The sequence below is a fragment of the Oenococcus oeni DSM 20252 = AWRIB129 genome (assembly GCF_000372485.1).
Lineage (GTDB): Bacteria > Bacillota > Bacilli > Lactobacillales > Lactobacillaceae > Oenococcus > Oenococcus oeni.
The window spans coordinates 1-18,837 of record NZ_AQVA01000012.1 but is presented as its reverse complement, the minus strand read 5'-3'; the positions used below and the strand labels follow the sequence as shown (position 1 = coordinate 18,837).

Here is an 18,837-nt window from a genome sequence, read left to right as displayed (position 1 = left end):
GTCTCAACTAGATAAACAAACATCAGATGAAATTAGCGAAGCAATACTAAAAATTTTGAATTTGACAACTGATAATGATAAAAAGTGATTATGAAATAGTTCTTGAATAGACACAAGTCTAGTCTTTCGTTTATCCATTATGCGATTAAATTGTAGATGAAAATGGCATTTTGTAAATTAGAAAAATGAAAACTCGTATAAATACTCTAAAAACTTTAACTTTAAAAAGTTCAAAAAATTTTATTTTTTATAACTTTCCTTTGAATATTTACCTAATATAGTATTTATTCAGGGTTTTAAAAAATGTGAAATTATTCTATTAAAAAATCAATCATATTCATGTACCTTTTCTAATAATATATCTGTCCAAATTTTATCCTGATCGCCTAGGCGGTCTCCGTTAACGATAATATATATGATGTTGTTTCTGTTAATAACTTTTAATTTCTTGGCAAGATTTTCTTGTTTTTTTAAGGCTAATGCATTTCGCTTATCTGATTCCTCAACTGAATCAATATCTATAACATATAATCTTTTGTTATCTCTGTCTATAATTGTTCTTATTATTCCATTAACATGTTCATCATCTGGATTATATGCAAAGCCAACAGAACAAACAGCATCTGAGTTTTTTAATTTGTCGTAAAAATCAACGTATTTTCTAGACATATCAATCGAAGTCATAGGTTTAGTTCCACTTTGTGTAAATATCAGAGGTACTATGAAATGTTTTTCAATACTATCTAAACTCTTTTTGTTGCCAATTGAATTAAAATACGGATCATAATACTAATCCACTCCACCATTCAAATAAACTACATTATCATCAAGTTTTTCACCAATGAAAGAACTATAGTTTGTAGTGGCAATAACGCTTTTAATTATAGAAGAATCATTTAAATCGTCATAATATCCACTTTTAGTTTTATCAAGTTCTTCCGACTTTTCCTTTATATATTTCTGTACTGTATACAAAAAAACGGAAATTTTGCAAAATTTTGCCCATTCATTATAAGGGTTATAAAGATAGTGCCAATTGGAGTCAATTAACGTTTTATAGTCAAGAACATCTGAATAAATTCTTTCTATTACATCGTAAGCAAAAGCAATGATAGGACTCAGTGATTCATTACCATGATTCTTAGAAAGAAGTTCTAAGCCCCTCACTCCTGCACTTTCATAATTAACATTTAAGCTACCGCCAAGATCATCAAAAATATCAAGTTCTAACTCTTCTTTTGAGAAAATATTATCTTCTAAGTTTCTAGAAATGTTTTCACTCATAGCACCAATTTGCAATTGAAAAATTGCTTTTATGAGCTCACCTAATTCAGTTTTCTCTTCCAATTTATCAAAAGTAAATTTTTTATAGTATTCTAATAAGACAGCAAAATAACGATTACTAAATAGCTTATCACCATCTGTAAAAAATTTTGAATATTTTATTTTTTGGTTTACATTAATATTTACAATACTTGTTTGGAGATCCTTTTCGATTATTTCATTAAGATCAATATTTTTTTCATAATTGATTTCCGATAAGGCATCAAGGGCGACACTGTCAAAACAATTAATTTTATCTATGATTTTGCCTCTATTGTTACCTACAGTATCTCTAATAATAGAATCAAAGACTCGAGTCCCAAATACTCGAATTCTGTTTTTATCAAATCCGTCTGGCAACCAGTTCGATGCATATGAAGTAGATTTATCTATAGAATCTCGCATCTTTTTAATTTCTGCTTTCCCAAATTCCGGATTCTCTCTAAAAATATCTAGTGCAAATTTTCCTCCAGATGGCATTCCATAACTTCTTTCTGCACCTGCTCCAAACAAAAAACCGATTTTTGTTTCTTTTTTATTAATTTTCATTTTTTCTCTCCATCTAACATCCCATTTATTAAAATAATAGCTCTTAATGAATTTAATATGGCATAAGCTAAATACACATAGCACTTTTTGAAAATAAATTTGCGATCATTTGATTAATGAAAGATAATCTTACTTAAGACTATCTTTTCCTTCGTTAACAAAATGAAGGTTTTCTTTAAAATATTTCTCCTTTACATAGTTAGCAATACTATCTTTATCTTGAAAAAGACTTTTCCTGTTTACATTCAGATCGTCTAGTTCTTTCAAAATTGATTTTTTACATTTACTTTTGATTCTTATGACGTAATCAGGTTGGCACTCCGAGGCTATCCTTAGATTCTTTGTTTTAATTATTTTAATATCAGGATTGGAATCTAATATTTCATTGGAATTAACTCTATAGTTTTGAACAATAAATTGGCCACCCTGAGACTGAATTCGACCCCAATCAGAAGTTGTTCTTGTAAAAAAACGTATATTCTTTGGATAGAAAGGAACTTGGCTGCCATTGAATGTTTCTCTTCCTAAGTAAATAAAGAAAACATAAATCAATACATCATCGATAAGGCGTTGCCCTGCAATCCATTTGTCATTGGCATTATCATAATTTGTAATTACACCAACGAACCGCAAATATTTCATATATCCGTTGAATAGTTGAGAAGGATGCGCTTTCTTAAATTCTGAAACAAAATATTCTATTAATCCGGCAAAATTGTTAAATTGGCGAAGATGTTCTATATATTGTCGATAGGGATCTTTTTCAATATTTTTTGTGTAAAGATTAAATTCACTAATTATGCTATCTTTTAATGAATGCCAATAATCGATTTGTTTTCGGTTTGCATCAAACTTGAAATTATAAATTGTCTTAATAATTTCCTTTAAATCAGAAAGTGGGTCATAAGAAAATCCTTGATTAGTTGAAAAAACATCTTTAAATTCTAGACTTTGATTATTAATTTCAAAAAAATTATTTTTATCAAAAATATATAAAAAAGCATCCTCGTTATCAGAACTTCCAATACAAGCAAAATAAAGTGCAGACAAAGGAAATGAAGATACATCCAGCAGAGGAGTCGGTATACCATGGTGTTGGCAAAAAGCCATGAAGTTTCTTTTAACCGTGTTAGAAATATCAGGAATTTCACGATAAAAAGCTTGGGAGGCTTTTGCATAACTCGTATATGAATAATACATTGCCCGATATTCATTTCCTTCTGGATCTTTTTTAATTTTTTCAATCGAACTTAAAATAGGTCGAAACAAGCCAGCAGTTAGTCGATTATCTTTAAAATCACTATTTTCTCCTCTGAAGAAAAATCCCTCGCTATCAATTTGTTTTGTTTCCAAAAATTTAAGTAACTCAGATACTTTTGAAATTGTTTTTTCAGAGTTCATTAAATTGATTATCGTACAAAAAGAAATGAAAGAATAAAATTGTCAAAAAAAGATTGTCAAAGCTAAAAATAAAAAATCAAACCCATGATGATTCCTTGATATAAAAGAACTTCACGAATAAGGTCAGGCCATTTTTTTAGAGCAGCTGTCTAGCTTTGACAATTCCATGACAATCAAAGACTTTCATTAGCATTCACTTATAATCAAAAACCGCATTATTGCAGTTCTTTGAATATCTATGCATACCTGTATATGCGGGCGATGGGAGTCGAACCCATACGGTATTTCTACCACAGGATCCTTAATCCTGCGCGTCTGCCAATTCCGCCACGTCCGCGAACAAAAAATATTATACTAGAAAAACGGACGAACTGCTTGAAAAAAAGCGAAAAAGAGACAAATTTAGCAATTAAATCAAATAAGAGCATGAATAATCTTATTAAATTTAAAATAAACGAAAAATCGGCTTCTGAGTGTTAGACTAGTTTAAAATTTAAGTAGGAGGAAATTATGATTGAATATCAAATTCGTGGTGAAAATATGAGTACAACGGATGCTATCAATAACTACATCAAGCTTCGCTTGGAAAAACTTAACAATTATATTGATCAAAAAAACAATCCCATAGCTCATATCAATGTTCGGAAATACAATGAAAAAACTTTTAAAATCGAAGTTACAATTCCACTACCGTATCTGACATTACGTGCCGAAGAGACGCAAAGTGATTTCTATAATGCTGTTGACTTGGTTTCCGCCAAACTGCTGCGGCAAATCCGTAAGTTCAAGACAAGGGTTAACCGTAAATCCCGAGAAAGAGGTTTTAAAGGAATCGACTTCAATGAAGCGATTGATCCGGTTCCTTCCGATACGAATGAAGATAAGAAAATCGATGTTATTCGTAGAAAGAACCTGTCATTGAAACCAATGGATATTGAAGAAGCGGTGTTGCAAATGGAAATGCTTGACCATGATTTCTTTTTATTCCTTAACTCCGATACAAACCAATTGGATATCGTCTATAAACGTGATGATGGAAAATATGGCTTAATCGAAACAGAAAATGTTGAAAGTTCCAAGTGAGTGATAATAAAAAACCAGCCCTCGACTGGTTTTTTAATTACTTTAAATGGCGCTCGGACACTAATTTTAGTGTCGCCCCATCGATGCTGCAGCGCATTTTCCGCAAATTTATTCTTCTGTTCCGCAGATATTTATGACACTGAGGGCCATTGCACTCATAAAGATAAAAAGACTTCTGTCTGGTATGAAGCGGTGAATATCTTGGTGCGCCAAGTTTTTTTAATAAAGCCTGAAAATCACGATCGTTTTCGCGATGTAAGCCTTTATGCAAATAAATATAATAATGTGCCAGTTCGTGTTTGACAATTCCCGGAAGATCTTTATCATCAAGTTTCGGATTAATTTCCATATAAATTTTACTTTCCAATATCTGACGACCACTTTTTGGAAACACAACCCGTCCGCCAGTGGAACGCAAGTGATTGTTAAATTTAACAGCGTGCCCGAAAGATAAATGAAAATATGTAGTTGAAAGGCGCTCAACGAGCGCCTTTAATTGACCGTTTGAAATTGCCGTCATAATCAGCCTTGAAGACCTCTCGACATTAAAATTCGATTAACATTACGATTGACCTTATGCATTAAATCATCTTGATCCTTTTCTGATTGAGAAAATTTAGCCAGATCAACCGATTTTTTATCTAAATTCAAAGAATTTGTCATATCTTTCGTCGCATTAACATAATCCTGAAAATAAGCGACAAGATTCATCTTCAGACCGATTAAATGAACCGGTGCCGACAATCCCTTTAAATTATCGACAGCCTGCTGATATTGCTCATTGGCATCCATAAACTCAGCAGCAATATTCTTAAACTTGCTGTCAGAAAGATCAGGCAACTGGTCACTATCCAGAAATTTTTTGAGTTCGCTGTAAGAAGGACTGACTTTCGTATTAATCTGATCGATTTTTTTCAAAAAATCCTGTAGTCCCAAAGCAAATTGTTGTGGTTTAACTGGTTTCATAATTATCTCTTCTTTAAAACAAGGTGCTCGAATAATTTTACTACTTCAACAATTAAAATGATTGAAAAAGAGGCAGCCAAAACAATTAACCACTGACCCAAATTTAAATCGGAAACGTGAAAAATATCGTTTAGACCCGGCAAAAAAACGACAATCGCCATCGAAAGCAAGCTGAACAAAATAGCTCCATTAAAGTATTTATTTGCAAAAGGTCTGATTTTAAAAATCGACTGGTAGACGGATTTAACATTAAAGGCATTAAAAAGCTGCATCAATCCAAGCGTCATAAAAGCCATCGTCAAAGCATCCCGATGAATAAGATTTATATTGCCCGCATGATCCGGATAAGCAATTGCCAAAGCATAAACTGCCAAAACCGTCAGAGCCTGAACGATACCCTGCCAAATGATTGCAATACCAACCCCATCCGACAAAAAGCTGGATGTTTTACCGCGAGGTGGACGATTCATGATACCTGTTTCCGATGGTTCCAGACCAAGTGCGATTGCCGGAAAAGTATCAGTTACCAAATTAATCCAAAGAATCATGACAGGCGCGAAAAGTTCCCATCCCAAGATAGTCATAGTGAACAAGGTCATAACTTCAGCCAAGTTGGAAGAAAGCAAATACTGTAATGCTTTTTGAATATTAGCGAAAACAGTCCGGCCTTCCTTGACTGCATTAACGATCGTAGCAAAATTGTCATCAGCCAGAACCATATCGGAAGCGCCCTTTGAAACCTCTGTCCCGGTAATTCCCATGGCCACACCGATATCGGCTGTTTTCAAAGCCGGAGCATCATTAACACCATCCCCAGTCATCGCGACAACCTTACCGCGTTTTTTCCAGGCATTGACAATTCTGACTTTATGTTCCGGAGCAACACGCGCGTAAACACTATATTGAGTAACACTGTCCTGAAATTTATCATCAGGAATTTGATCCAGCTGGGCTCCAGTGATTACGGCCTCGGGTCCCTGATCGGCAGTCAGAATTCCCAGACGTCTTGCAATTGCGGCAGCCGTGTCCTTATGGTCCCCAGTGATCATAATCGGCCGAATACCCGCCCGGCGAGCTTCTTTAACGGCCTGAGCTACTTCTGGACGTTCCGGATCGATCATCGCGACAAAACCAACAAAAACAAGATCTTTTTCAACTGCCTTGCTCGTTAATTTTCCAGGAACTTCCTTAACATTTTGATAGGCAAATGCCAAGACACGCAAAGCCTGTTTTGCCAATCGATGATTAATTTCTAACAATTTTTGTCGGTTTTCATTTGTTAAAACTGAGACTTTTCCGGAAATTTCAATTTTTGATGTCCGGCGCAGTAACTCGTCGGGTGCACCTTTGACAGTAACAATATATTGGTTGGAATTCTTATTAACGGTTGTCATTAATTTTCGTTCCGAATCAAATGGTATTTCGGCAACTCGCGGCATCCTGTTAAACAAATGATTCAAGTCCTGGCCCTGCTTTTCGTTAAATGAAATAAGAGCAGTTTCAGTTGGGTCGCCCAATAAACCCTCCTCAGTCATTTTTGTATCATTATTCAGGGCCATTACAAGTGCTAATTTTTCGGCAGTTGGATCCTTTTTAATCGGCTGGTCCGCATCTACAACTTGATTACTGACAACATATTTTTCAACGGTCATCTTGTTCTGTGTTAAGGTGCCGGTTTTATCCGAACCGATTATTTCGGTCGATCCCAAGGTTTCAACCGCCGCCAAACGTCTCATTAAAGCATTTTTCTTTGCCAAACGACCGGTGCCCAGCGCCAACGTAATTGTAACAATCGCTGGTAAGCCTTCTGGAATCGCCGCTACAGCAATACTAATTGCTGTCAGCAACATGTTGACCCAGGATTCCGCTCCTTTGATTATTCCAATCACAAAAACAATTATCGAAATAACAAGAATTAAATAAGTCAGACTTTTCCCGAGTTGTTTTAAATTGGCCTGCAGCGGAGTAGCACTCTCTTTTGTCTGCTCCAGCATACTGGCAATATGACCAACCTCGGTTTTCATCCCCGTAGCCACAACTATCCCAACTCCACGCCCATATGTGACGTTTGTGTTCATGAAAACCATATTATGACGATCGCCGAGACTTGGTTTTTTAGACCTTAAAACAGCCGCAGATTTTTCAACCGGAACAGATTCGCCGGTTAAGGCTGCTTCTTCGATTTTTAAAGAATTTGCTTCGATCAAACGCAGATCGGCCGGGACAATGTCACCAGCTTCCATTAAGACAATGTCGCCGGTCACAAGTTCCGTTGCCGGCAATGAAACAACTTTGCCATCACGGCGAACATTGGCATTCGGAGTCGACATCTTTTTTAAAGCTTCAATCGCATCTTCTGCTTTTGATTCCTGGAAGACACCAAAAATTGCATTCAAGACAACGACCAGCAAAATAAAAATCGCATCGACCAACTCGCCAGTCATTGCCGCAATGACGGCTGCAACCGCCAAGATCGCAATCATAAAATCCTTGAATTGATTGATGAATTTCTGCAATAAAGTAGTTCGCTTAGCTTTATTTAAAACATTTGGACCATCTGTTTTTAATTTCTGATTGGCGACGGCTTGGCTGAGGCCTCTACTTTTATCGGAAGCAAATTGGTCAACAACTTCCTTGATATTTTGGTTGTAAAAGTTTTTTTTAGGCAAAATAAAAGACTCCTTCTCTTAAAAAATTAAGATGAGTCTCACTGATTAAGGGTCACCAGAACAATTCGTTCGTGCAACTTGGATTTCCCGCGAACGAAATCGTTCGCCGTTACTCCCTCATTTAATAAGTTCATTATACAGGATAATTGAAGGAACTTTTAGTAAGAAAGGAAAAACAGTATTTAACTAACTTTTTGTCATTATATTGAAATAAAACTGTTACACAGTATCTTTTGCTACGTCTACAATGTTCTCGATGTCTTCAGAGAAAATTGCTATTAAACGTAAATATTTATATGGTGTTGATTTGATGCGGCTTTTGTTTATTCTTGGTGTTTTGATAATTCACACTTCAACCGTTTTTACATATAAATTTCAGGTTGGATCGGCTTCTTTTCTTACGCTGGGATCTTTCCACATGCCAATGCATTTCACAAGAATGGGTTTCATGTTCATCTCCGGGCTGGTCCTGTTTTTAAACTCCTACAATCGGCCGATGCATTTAATCAAGTTTTGGAAACGGCGGTATTTTTGGGTTCTGATACCTTATTTTTTCTGGAATTTTATTTATCATCTGGTCGAACACGATTTTGAAAAAATTTCAACCGGCAATTGGTGGCTGCAATATTGGGATTTATTGATCCATGGCAATGGATACTATATGTATTTTTTAATGGTGATGCTACAACTTTATCTTTGTTACCCATTAATGCGTTTCCTGTTCAAAAAAACCGAAGGTAAACATTTAATCGTCTTTTTCTGCTCAATTGCAATTCAATTATTAATCACAATTTTTACAAAATTTATATTCCCTCATTTAGCAACCGAAAACTGGCCCTACCTATTTAAAAGTTATGGGATGTTCGTCCTCACTTACGAAGGTTATTTCATTGCCGGAGCTTTGGCAGGTATTCACTATTCTGACGTCGAAAAATGGATCGTTTCCCATATAAAACAGCTTTTCATTGCAACTTTAATCGGTATTCCGACAATGGTGCTTTATTATTTTTATAATATTTACATCCTAAAATTGAGTTACAACAAAGCTTACGAAGTTCATCAACCATTAATAGTAGTTTATGCATTGATTGTGATATCAAATATTTTTTACGTTGGTTACCTCTATGATCGTTTCGTAAAAAACAACAAGCACCCAAAATTAATCGCCTTTGTCTCAAAAGCACAAAAAATTGCTTTCGGATTATATCTTACGCAGACAATCGCTTTATCGATTCTGCGTATGATGATAATTCCGATACCAAACGGTTCTTGGTACATCTGGTTGATATGGCCTCTGGCAACGATTTTTGTTATCGGGTTTTCAGGGGCACTGTGCTGGATCCTATACAACACACCAATCGCACACTATGTCATAGGAAGACCTTTAAATAAAAGAGGAACAAATGTCAGAATATAATTCAGATCTAGTTAAAAAAACTTTTTTTGGATTAAAAAAAATCCGAATAAAAAGAAACTATACGATGCCGACTTAAATCTTTGGTTGACTAATGGCCAACTTTTGGAAGCCGTTGATCAGGCGGTCAAAACTTTCAACAAGGCTGGACTTAAAGTCGGAGATTTATTGTTATTGGCTTTACCAAACTCAACCGCTTACGTCATTAGCTATTTAGCGGCGATGCGAACCGGGTTGGCTATTTATTCTATGAATCCGAAAATGCCGGAAAAGCAGGCCAAAAATGAATTCAGAAAAAGAAATTACAAAGCAGCAATTTTAGATGACGATTACCAAGAACTTTTTAATCAGATTGTTAAAAATCCAAAAATTAAAACTCTAAGTAATTACGGCGATTATTCAATTAAATTAACATCTTGGGAGACAATCAAAGCAAATAATGATGTCAATGATTTTGATGAAATTCCCAAACACTCGGGAATCGTTATTTATACTTCCGGAACAACCGGAAAACCGAAAGGTGTTTTATTAGACCATAGCCAAATGTATACAGCCGGCGATAATGTTGTTCAAAGCCATAAGCTAACAGAAAATGATCGTGTTTATATCGTGCTGCCTTTTTACCACATAAATGCCCAAAACATTGCTTTAATGTCGGCTTTAATTTCAGGCGGTTCCATCGTTGTTCAGAAACATTTCTCCGCCCATAAATTCTGGCCGGTTGTCGAAAACCAGGAAGTTACTTGGGTTTCGGCGGCTCCGGCAATTATTTTAATCCTGTTGAACACAGAAATTAATCCAAATAACTTGCAAAAGTTGCGTTTTATACGCTCAACCTCGGCGCCTTTAGCAATTGCAGCAATGGATCAATTCGAGGAACGTTTTAAAGTACCGATCTTAAATTCCTATGGAATGACTGAGGCTCCCAGTCAAATTGCCGTAGATCCAATGCCCCCTCTCCATAGCCCAGCTGGTTCATCAGGCAAACCTTTTAACATCGCGATAAAAATATCTGATAAAAAATTAACCAAGGAATTATCAATTGGAGAAGACGGGGAAATTTGGATCAAGGGTACAAATACAATTACCAGCTATCTCCATAATCGAGACCAGGAATCTTTTGTTAACGGATGGTTTAGAACCGGTGATGTCGGTCATTTGGACAAAGACGGCTTTATTTTTCTCGCTGGAAGAAGCAAGGAAATGATTAACAAGTCCGGCGATAAAATCAGTCCTTATGAAGTTGAAGACATCATAGATAAATTGCCCTTCGTCGATTCGGCGGCAGTAATTGGCTATCCGGACAAAATATACGGAGAGACAGTCGCTGCCGTAATTATTTTAAAAGATTCAACAGACAAAAAAACGGCATTAATTGATTTTGCCAAGCAAATCCGAAAAATAGTTTCCCTGCAAGAAGAGAAATTTAAAGTTCCACAATACATCTTTTTTATGAAGGATATCCCACGGGGAGCGACTGGAAAAATCCAAAGAACTGCATTAAAAAATAAAATAATCGAAAATAAAGAAATAGATAAATATTAAAAAAACATACCTAGCAAAAAGAATTGGCCAGGTATGTTTTTTAATAATATTTGAAACTTTTAAGCCAATTCATATTCGATGAAAAGCTTAATTTTTCATACCTGTTTTTCATAAAAATTACCCAAAGTATGATCAACCTTCCACATTGAAGCAAAAGCTTTTTTATCAGCTGCTTCGATTGCTTCGCGTAATTCATAACGCTCTTCAAGAGTTATAACGGTAAAAATCACGTGTTTGGAATCATGTAAATAGCCACCTTTGGCATCATCGACGACCGTGATACCGCGACGAAGTCGGGACTGAATCTCCTGAATCATTTTATCTTTATTATTAGTGACAATCATAACTTCCATTTGCTGTTGCTGAGTATAAGCAATCGAGGTCATCCAAGCAGAAACAACAATTCCGATAATGGAATAAAAAGCATATTTCCATCCATGTTGGAAACCGGATCCAATCATAATTATTGAATTGAAAGCAACATTTATTGGAAAGACTTTAATATTCCATAAACGTTTCCCAATGATTTCAAAAACGTCCAAGCCACCGGTTGCGACACCGTTTTTTAACGCAAAACCGGTTGCAAATCCGTTCAAAGCCCCTCCAAAAATGGCACACATCAAAGGATCGGAAATTAAAGGTTTTGCCGGTGCAATAATTAAATCAATAAATATAGAAGAACAGGCAATTGCAAAGATCTCAAAAAAAGCCAAACGGCGGCTAATCATGATCCAGGCCAAAATTGTCATTGGTATGTTAACAAGCAAAATAATTACAGGTAGAAGATTGGTTGAAAAAAAGAAACCAACCAATTGGCCTAATCCATTGAAACCACTGGAATATATGTTGCCCGGCTTCCAAAAAAAATTCATGGCAAAGCCAACCAAAACACCATATAAAATCGCCGCCCCTGCCCGAGCGACGATAGCATGTTTCGACAAATAATTTCTCAACTGATCCATCAAACTAGATTATATCCCAGTTATTCAATCGCCCAATGATTAATCGGCCCAAATTTATGGCCGACGCCAATTGTTTTAACAATCGCTTGGTGAGTTGCCTTTTTGGCTATTTCAATAGAATTCTTAACAGTTTCTCCTTTTGCAATCTCAGCCGCGATAACCGCTGAGAAAGTGTCACCCGTTCCATTGATATGGCTTGTATCAATGTACTCTTCACTTAAAAAGTAACCATCGCCATTTTCTAATAAAACATAATCAGAAACCTTTTTTTGTTTGGAACCGATTAAATGTGCACCTTTAATAACGACATTTTTAGCACCGAATTTTTGAATTTTTTCAGCAGCCTCAACCAGCTCATTCTGGTCTTTAAGTTCTGATCCGGTTATCACTTGAGCCTCTGAAAAATTGGGTGTAACAACTTCAGCTAAAGGCAGAAGTCTTTCTCTTAAAGTGTCAATTGCTTCATCCTCGAGCAATTTTGCTCCATGTTTCGTCGTAATAACAGGATCGACAACCAAAGGGCCAAATTGAACCTTTTGATAGTTTTTTACAATATCCAAAATAAGTTCGCTATCGGCCAACATACCGGTTTTAGCAGACTTAATATGAAAATCATCAGCCAGGGCTTTGAACTCTGCATCGATAAAATCTAAAGGAAAGTTGTGTCCTGCACTGATTCCGTATGAATTTCCAGCAACCGCCGCAACAAGAATCGACATACCATAAATATGTCGGGAAAAGAAGGCATGTAAATCAGCTTGTGCGCCAGCTGATCCATCCGAATCCGATCCTGCTATTGTCACAGCTTGAGGAAATGAATTAATTGATATTGCTTCCATGAAATTTATAACCTATTAAAATCCTATTCTTCCTAAATTAATATTTGTTTCCACCATCTAACTCTAAATATTCCATAGCACTCGAGGCAACCAATGCTGCAAGAATATCATCAATATAAACATTGATAGAATCTGTTTTATCATTTAAAACGCCAATCAAGCCGGGCTTTTCGTTATCGAGCCAACCATAATGAACCGTTGCAGCTGCACCGAATTGAGAGGCCAAGCCAATCGCCAAAATTTCATCAACATTGTGGCCATTCGCATCGCGAGAGAGTCTGCCCTTCAAAGGTTCGCTATCCGGCATCGTCTCAGCAGCCTCGTCCATATAAAGCGCTGTAAGAATAATATCATTGACTTCATCTCGTTTTAAAACGATCGACAAAGCTTTAACTATCCGTTCATTCTTAGCTGAAAAATGATAATGTTGCAGCAAAAAATCACTCGTTAATTTATAAATATCATTCAGAGAAACTCCACGTTTAAGAAGCCTTTTAATACTAGCCTGCGCTAGTTTTGAATAATCACTCATGTATAGATAATAACCTTAAAGGGGCAATCTGTCATTTCGCCCTCGTATACCTGCTTAATTATAATGATCGAGTCAGTCGGCAGACAAATCCTGTGAGGATAATTAACACGAATCAAAGCAATCGTTAAAGTCGTAGGCTGGGCAAAAAAAAACACCCAAACGGGTGAATTGCATCGCATCGACCTAACCTTGCAACAGGCGTTCCTGTAACTACTTTGGGCCCTGACAAGCTTAACTTCTGTGTTCGGAATGGGAACAGGTGTGACCTCATCGGAATTAACACGACACTCAGTACTTGCGCGCTGATAACCGAATAGTAATTTAACACTGTTAATCAAGCAATTGAACCAAACCACTTACTTGGTTAAGTCCTCGACCTATTAGTACTAGTCCGCTCCATGCATCACTACACTTCCACTTCTAGCCTATCTACCTGATCGTCTCTCAGGGGTCTTACTTCTGACGAATGGGAAATCTCATCTCGAGGTTAGTTTCTCACTTAGATGCTTTCAGCGATTATCTAATCCATACGTAGCTACCCAGCGGTGCTCTTGGCAGAACAACTGGTACACCAGAGGTATGTCCATCCCGGTCCTCTCGTACTAAGGACAGATCCTCTCAAATTTCCTGCGCCCACGACGGATAGGGACCGAACTGTCTCACGACGTTCTGAACCCAGCTCGCGTACCGCTTTAATGGGCGAACAGCCCAACCCTTGGGACCGACTACAGCCCCAGGATGCGATGAGCCGACATCGAGGTGCCAAACCTCCCCGTCGATGTGGACTCTTGGGGGAGATGAGCCTGTTATCCCCGGGGTAGCTTTTGTCCGTTGAGCGATGGCCCTTCCATACGGAACCACCGGATCACTAAGTCCTACTTTCGTACCTGCTCGACTTGTCAGTCTCACAGTCAAGCTTGCTTATGCCTTTACACGCTACGAATGATTTCCAACCATTCTGAGCAAACCTTTGAGCGCCTCCGTTATCTTTTAGGAGGCGACCGCCCCAGTCAAACTGCCTGCCAGACACTGTCTTCGATCAGGATAACTGATCAGAGTTAGAACGTTCATACAACAGAGGTAGTATCTCAAGGGTGACTCAATCGAAACTAGCGTTCCGACTTCAAAGTCTCCTACCTATCCTGCACATGCAGCACAAACATTCAATATCAAGCTACAGTAAAGCTCCACGGGGTCTTTCCGTCCTGTCGCGGGTACCCAGCATCTTCACTGGAATTTAAATTTCACCGAGTCTATTGTTGAGACAGCGCCCAAATCATTACGCCTTTCATGCGGGTCGGAACTTACCCGACAAGGAATTTCGCTACCTTAGGACCGTTATAGTTACGGCCGCCGTTCACTGGGGCTTCAATTAAGACCTTCGCCGAAGCTAAGTCCTCCTTTTAACCTTCCAGCACTGGGCAGGCGTCAGCCCCTATACTTCATCTTACGATTTTGCAGAAACCTGTGTTTTTGATAAACAGTTGTTTGGGCCTATTTGCTGCGGCTGGTATAAAACCAGCAGTCCTTCTTCCGAAGTTACGGACTCATTTTGCAGAGTTCCTTAACAATAGTTCACTCGCTCACCTTAGTGTTCTCCACTCGAGTACCTGTGTCGGTTTGCGGTACGGGCAATATTTTCTTCCTACGAAACTTTTTTCAGCAGCGTGAAATCACACAATTTCCAAGTAAACTTGGTACATTCACAGCTTATCCTTAAACATAAAAGCATTTGACTCTTATGAAGACTAACTGTTTAAAACCACATCCAATAGTGGCCTGTGTTATCCTTCTGCGTCCTTCCTTCGGCAATTAAATATCGGTACAGGAATATCAACCTGTTGTCCATCGACTACGCTTTTCAGCCTCGCCTTAGGTCCCGACTAACCCCCCGCGGACGAGCCTTCCGGGGGAAACCTTACTCATTCGGTGGATAGGATTCTCACCTATCTTTCGCTACTCATACCGGAATTCTCACTAGTTAACGCTCCAACATGTCCTTACGGTCATCCTTCATCGCGTTAATTACGCTATCCTACCATGCTTACGCATCCACAGTTTCGGTAATATGCTTAGCCCCGGTACATTATCCGCGCAAGAGCACTCGACTAGTGAGCTATTACGCACTCTTTAAAGGGTGGCTGCTTCTGAGCCAACCTCCTAGTTGTCTATGCACCTTCACAACGTTTTCCACTTAGCATATATTTAGGGACCTTAACTGGTGATCTGGGCTGTTCCCCTTTTGACGATGGATCTTATCACTCACCGTCTGACTCCTGCACATACTTAGCTGGCATTCGGAGTTTATCTGATTTTGGTAACCCTTGAAGGGCCCCTAGACCAAATAGTGCTCTACCTCCAGTAAGCTAATTGCAAGGCTACACCTAAATGTATTTCGGATAGAACCAGCTATCTCCGAGTTCGATTGGAATTTCACCGCTATCCACAGTTCATCAAAGGGTTTTTTAACACCCACTTGTTCGGTCCTCCAGTAGGTATTACCCCACCTTCAACCTGACCATGGATAGGTCACTCGGTTTCGGGTCTACAACTACGTACTGATTCGCCCTATTAAGACTCGCTTTCGCTACGGCTCCAGTCTTTGCACCTTAACCTTGCACGCAATCGTAACTCTCCGGTTCATTCTACAAAAAGCACGCTCTCAGCCATTAACGGCCTCGAACTTCTTGTAAGCACACGGTTTCAAGAACTATTTCACTCCCCTTCCGGGGTTCTTTTCACCTTTCCCTCACGGTACTTGTTCGCTATCGGTCACTAGTTAGTATTTAGCCTTGGGAGATGGTCCTCCCAGATTCCGACCCAATTTCACGTGCTGGGCCGTACTCAGGATCCTGATTAGAGAGTACAAGATTTCGCATACGGGCCTGTCACCCTCTTTGGAACAGCTTCCCAACTGTTTCTGCTATCTTATACCTTTGTAACTCAACATCAGTCCTACAACCCCTGGATGCAAGCATCCAGGTTTGGGCTCTTCCGCGTTCGCTCGCCGCTACTGACGGAATCGAAATTTCTTTACTTTCCTACTGCTACTTAGATGTTTCAGTTCACAGCGTTTGCTTCATCTAATCTATGAATTCAAAAAGATGATGATCATTAAGATCGGGTTGCCCCATTCGGAAACCCCCGGGTAAGCTTACTTACAGCTAACCGAGGCATATCGTAGTTAGTCACGTCCTTCATCGCCTTCTAGTGCCAAGGCATCCACCATGCGCCCTTATTAACTTAACCTATCGATTAAAAATCGACGATTAACTAATAAATTATTTATGAGATCTATCTCTAGATTTTATTAGCGGTAACTTTTCAGTTACTTTTATCGAAGTGAATTTCTCGGTTCAATTTACCTGATGTCTCGATGTCGTAAGAGACATCAGGATTTTAATTAACAAGAAATTAAATTACTATTCAGTTATCAATGTGCAATTGGCAAAAAAATGCCAATGGAGAATATCGGGTTCGAACCGATGACCCCCTGCTTGCAAAGCAGGTGCTCTCCCAGCTGAGCTAATTCCCCAGTTGCTTGTGTTTTCAGGGCGGCGCTCTGAAAACCGAACAGAACTCAAACAAACAAACCTTGATATTTAAATCAGTGTAGTATTCCGATTATCCTTAGAAAGGAGGTGATCCAGCCGCAGGTTCTCCTACGGCTACCTTGTTACGACTTAATCCCAGTCATCGATTTTACCTTAGGCACCGGCCTCTAAAAGTTAGCCAAGCGACTTTGGGTACTTCCGACTCCCATGATTTGACGGGCGGTGTGTACAAGACCCGGGAACGTATTCACCGCGACATGCTGATTCGCGATTACTAGCGATTCCGCCTTCGTGGAGTCGAGTTGCAGACTCCAGTCCGAACTGAGAGAAGTTTTAAGAGATTAGCTTACCGTCGCCGGTTTGCGACTCGTTGTACTTCCCATTGTAGCACGTGTGTTGCCCAGGTCATAAGGGGCATGATGATCTGACGTCGTCCCCACCTTCCTCCGGTTTATCACCGGCAGTCTCATTAGAGTGCCCAACTAAATGCTGGCAACTAATAACAAGGGTTGCGCTCGTTGCGGGACTTAACCCAACATCTCACGACACGAGCTGACGACGACCATGCACCACCTGTATCCAATGTTCCGAAGAAAAGCTTTCATTACAAAAGCGATCATTGGTATGTCAAGACCTGGTAAGGTTTTTCGCGTATCTTCGAATTAAACCACATGCTCCACCGCTTGTGCGGGTCCCCGTCAATTCCTTTAAGTTTTAGCCTTGCGGCCGTACTCCTCAGGCGGGGTGCTTAATGCGTTTGCTACGTCACTAGGAGGCGGAAACCTCTTAACAACTAGCACCCATCGTTTACGGTATGGACTACCGGGGTATCTAATCCCGTTTGCTACCCATACTTTCGAGCCTCAACGTCAGTTACGATCTAGCAAGCCGCTTTCGCCACTGGTGTTCTTCCACATATCTACGCATTTCACCGCTACACATGGAGTTCCACTTGCCTCTATCGCACTCAAGTAAATCAGTTTCCAATGCAGTTCCGAGGTTGGGCCTCGGGATTTCACATCAGACTTAATAAACCGTCTGCGCTCGCTTTACGCCCAATAAATCCGGATAACGCTCGGGACATACGTATTACCGCGGCTGCTGGCACGTATTTAGCCATCCCTTTCTGGTAAGGTACCGTCAAGCTGAAAACTTTCTCTGAATTCAGTTATTCTTCCCTTACAACAGTGCTTTACGACCCGAAAGCCTTCATCACACACGCGGCGTCGCTCCGTCACACTTTCGTGCATTGCGGAAAATTCCCTACTGCAGCCTCCCGTAGGAGTTTGGGCAGTGTCTCAGTCCCAATGTGGCCGGCCAGTCTCTCAACTCGGCTACGCATCATTGCCTTGGTAGGCTTCTACCCTACCAACAAGCTAATACGCCGCAAGACCATCCTCTAGCGATCCAAAAGGACCTTTCAAACAGATCACATGTGTGATTTGTTGTTACGCGGTATTAGCATCTGTTTCCAAATGTTATCCCCCACTAAAGGGCAGGTTTCTTACGTGTTACTCACCAGTTCGCCACTCTAGTCATTGCCTCACTTCACCCGAAGGATCAATTCAGCGGCTAGCGTACGACTTGCATGTATTAGGCACGCCACCAGCGTTCATCCTGAGCCAGGATCAAACTCTCAATTTAAAAAGTTTGAACTTAGCGTTCATAATGAATTACTGACTGTTTGTTTTACCAAACGTTGTTACGTAATTTATTGTTTTTGTATTACGAATTGACTTCGCAAATTAATTAATTTGTTCATATCTATTTGCATAAATATGAATCCCTACACAATTTGTTTGTCTTTGTTCTGTTCAGTTTTCAAAGTGCTGCGTCACTTCAAAAGCAACCTTTATATCNTGCCAGAGAAGCAAGCGAATGTCAAGACTTTTTCAACAATTTCTTGAGAAAAGAAATCTTTTAAGTCCGCCGCGCTCCCTGAGCTGACTTAAATATATTACAGCCATTTAAACCGAAGGTCAATAGGAAAATGAAAAAAA

12 protein-coding genes, 2 tRNA genes and 3 rRNA genes are annotated in these 18,837 nt (G+C 39.0%); 3 read left to right on the top strand and 14 right to left on the bottom strand.

Annotation, left to right across the window (positions count from 1 at the left end):
- Window positions 1–327: 327 nt before the first annotated feature.
- The 4 genes from A3G9_RS0108035 to A3G9_RS0108020 all read right to left on the bottom strand — a co-directional run bounded on the left by A3G9_RS0108035 (window position 328) and on the right by A3G9_RS0108020 (window position 3,610).
- The gene (locus tag A3G9_RS0108035; protein ID WP_002821384.1) at window positions 328–684 is read right to left on the bottom strand and encodes a hypothetical protein; all 357 of its coding nucleotides are present in this window, start codon (window positions 682–684) and stop codon (window positions 328–330) included.
- Window positions 685–789: 105 nt separating this feature from the next.
- Window positions 790–1,872, bottom strand: coding sequence for a hypothetical protein (locus A3G9_RS0108030; protein ID WP_002821383.1), 1,083 nt, complete (start codon window positions 1,870–1,872; stop codon window positions 790–792).
- Between the two features lie 129 nt (window positions 1,873–2,001).
- The gene (locus A3G9_RS0108025; RefSeq protein WP_002821382.1) at window positions 2,002–3,273 is read right to left on the bottom strand and encodes an FRG domain-containing protein; all 1,272 of its coding nucleotides are present in this window, start codon (window positions 3,271–3,273) and stop codon (window positions 2,002–2,004) included.
- A gap of 253 nt (window positions 3,274–3,526) precedes the next feature.
- Window positions 3,527–3,610, bottom strand: a tRNA-Leu gene (locus A3G9_RS0108020).
- 173 nt (window positions 3,611–3,783) lie between these two features.
- Between A3G9_RS0108020 and hpf the strand changes: the two genes are divergently transcribed.
- Window positions 3,784–4,356: a ribosome hibernation-promoting factor, HPF/YfiA family gene (gene hpf / locus A3G9_RS0108015; RefSeq protein ID WP_002820361.1), complete on the top strand. Its 573-nt coding sequence runs from the start codon at window positions 3,784–3,786 to the stop codon at window positions 4,354–4,356.
- 37 nt (window positions 4,357–4,393) lie between these two features.
- Here the strand turns inward: hpf and A3G9_RS0108010 are convergent, their stop codons facing one another.
- Genes A3G9_RS0108010 through A3G9_RS0108000 form a run of 3 tightly spaced genes read right to left on the bottom strand, consistent with a single transcriptional unit; the run spans window position 4,394 to window position 7,991 of the window.
- Complete coding sequence (locus A3G9_RS0108010; RefSeq protein WP_002819267.1) at window positions 4,394–4,876, bottom strand: SprT family protein; 483 nt, start codon at window positions 4,874–4,876, stop codon at window positions 4,394–4,396.
- 2 nt (window positions 4,877–4,878) lie between these two features.
- A complete protein-coding gene (locus tag A3G9_RS0108005) occupies window positions 4,879–5,322 on the bottom strand; it encodes a hypothetical protein (RefSeq protein WP_002816552.1) in 444 nt (147 codons plus the stop codon).
- Between the two features lie 2 nt (window positions 5,323–5,324).
- Window positions 5,325–7,991, bottom strand: coding sequence for a cation-translocating P-type ATPase (locus tag A3G9_RS0108000; protein WP_002819269.1), 2,667 nt, complete (start codon window positions 7,989–7,991; stop codon window positions 5,325–5,327).
- A 247-nt stretch (window positions 7,992–8,238) separates the two neighbouring features.
- Between A3G9_RS0108000 and A3G9_RS0107995 the strand changes: the two genes are divergently transcribed.
- Together A3G9_RS0107995 and A3G9_RS0107985 are read left to right on the top strand one after the other, a co-directional pair.
- Window positions 8,239–9,408 carry an acyltransferase gene (locus tag A3G9_RS0107995; protein ID WP_002819271.1) on the top strand — a complete coding sequence of 390 codons (1,170 nt, stop codon included), beginning with the start codon at window positions 8,239–8,241 and terminating at the stop codon, window positions 9,406–9,408.
- Between the two features lie 84 nt (window positions 9,409–9,492).
- The gene (locus A3G9_RS0107985) at window positions 9,493–10,950 is read left to right on the top strand and encodes an AMP-binding protein (RefSeq protein WP_002819272.1); all 1,458 of its coding nucleotides are present in this window, start codon (window positions 9,493–9,495) and stop codon (window positions 10,948–10,950) included.
- Window positions 10,951–11,045: 95 nt separating this feature from the next.
- Here A3G9_RS0107985 and A3G9_RS0107980 read toward each other — a convergent pair whose 3' ends face one another.
- The 7 genes from A3G9_RS0107980 to A3G9_RS0107950 all read right to left on the bottom strand — a co-directional run bounded on the left by A3G9_RS0107980 (window position 11,046) and on the right by A3G9_RS0107950 (window position 18,481).
- Window positions 11,046–11,912, bottom strand: coding sequence for a YitT family protein (locus A3G9_RS0107980; RefSeq protein WP_002820364.1), 867 nt, complete (start codon window positions 11,910–11,912; stop codon window positions 11,046–11,048).
- A 20-nt stretch (window positions 11,913–11,932) separates the two neighbouring features.
- Window positions 11,933–12,751: a bifunctional hydroxymethylpyrimidine kinase/phosphomethylpyrimidine kinase gene (gene thiD / locus A3G9_RS0107975; protein WP_002820366.1), complete on the bottom strand. Its 819-nt coding sequence runs from the start codon at window positions 12,749–12,751 to the stop codon at window positions 11,933–11,935.
- Between the two features lie 37 nt (window positions 12,752–12,788).
- Window positions 12,789–13,283: a phosphatidylglycerophosphatase A family protein gene (locus A3G9_RS0107970; protein WP_002820367.1), complete on the bottom strand. Its 495-nt coding sequence runs from the start codon at window positions 13,281–13,283 to the stop codon at window positions 12,789–12,791.
- Window positions 13,284–13,453: 170 nt separating this feature from the next.
- Window positions 13,454–13,570: ribosomal RNA gene (gene rrf / locus A3G9_RS0107965) — 5S ribosomal RNA — on the bottom strand.
- 73 nt (window positions 13,571–13,643) lie between these two features.
- Window positions 13,644–16,532, bottom strand: a 23S ribosomal RNA gene (locus A3G9_RS0107960).
- 213 nt (window positions 16,533–16,745) lie between these two features.
- Window positions 16,746–16,818: transfer RNA gene (locus A3G9_RS0107955), tRNA-Ala, on the bottom strand.
- Between the two features lie 99 nt (window positions 16,819–16,917).
- A 16S ribosomal RNA gene (locus A3G9_RS0107950) occupies window positions 16,918–18,481 on the bottom strand.
- Together the 16S, 23S and 5S rRNA genes with 1 tRNA gene alongside form the textbook arrangement of a ribosomal RNA operon.
- Window positions 18,482–18,837: the final 356 nt, after the last annotated feature.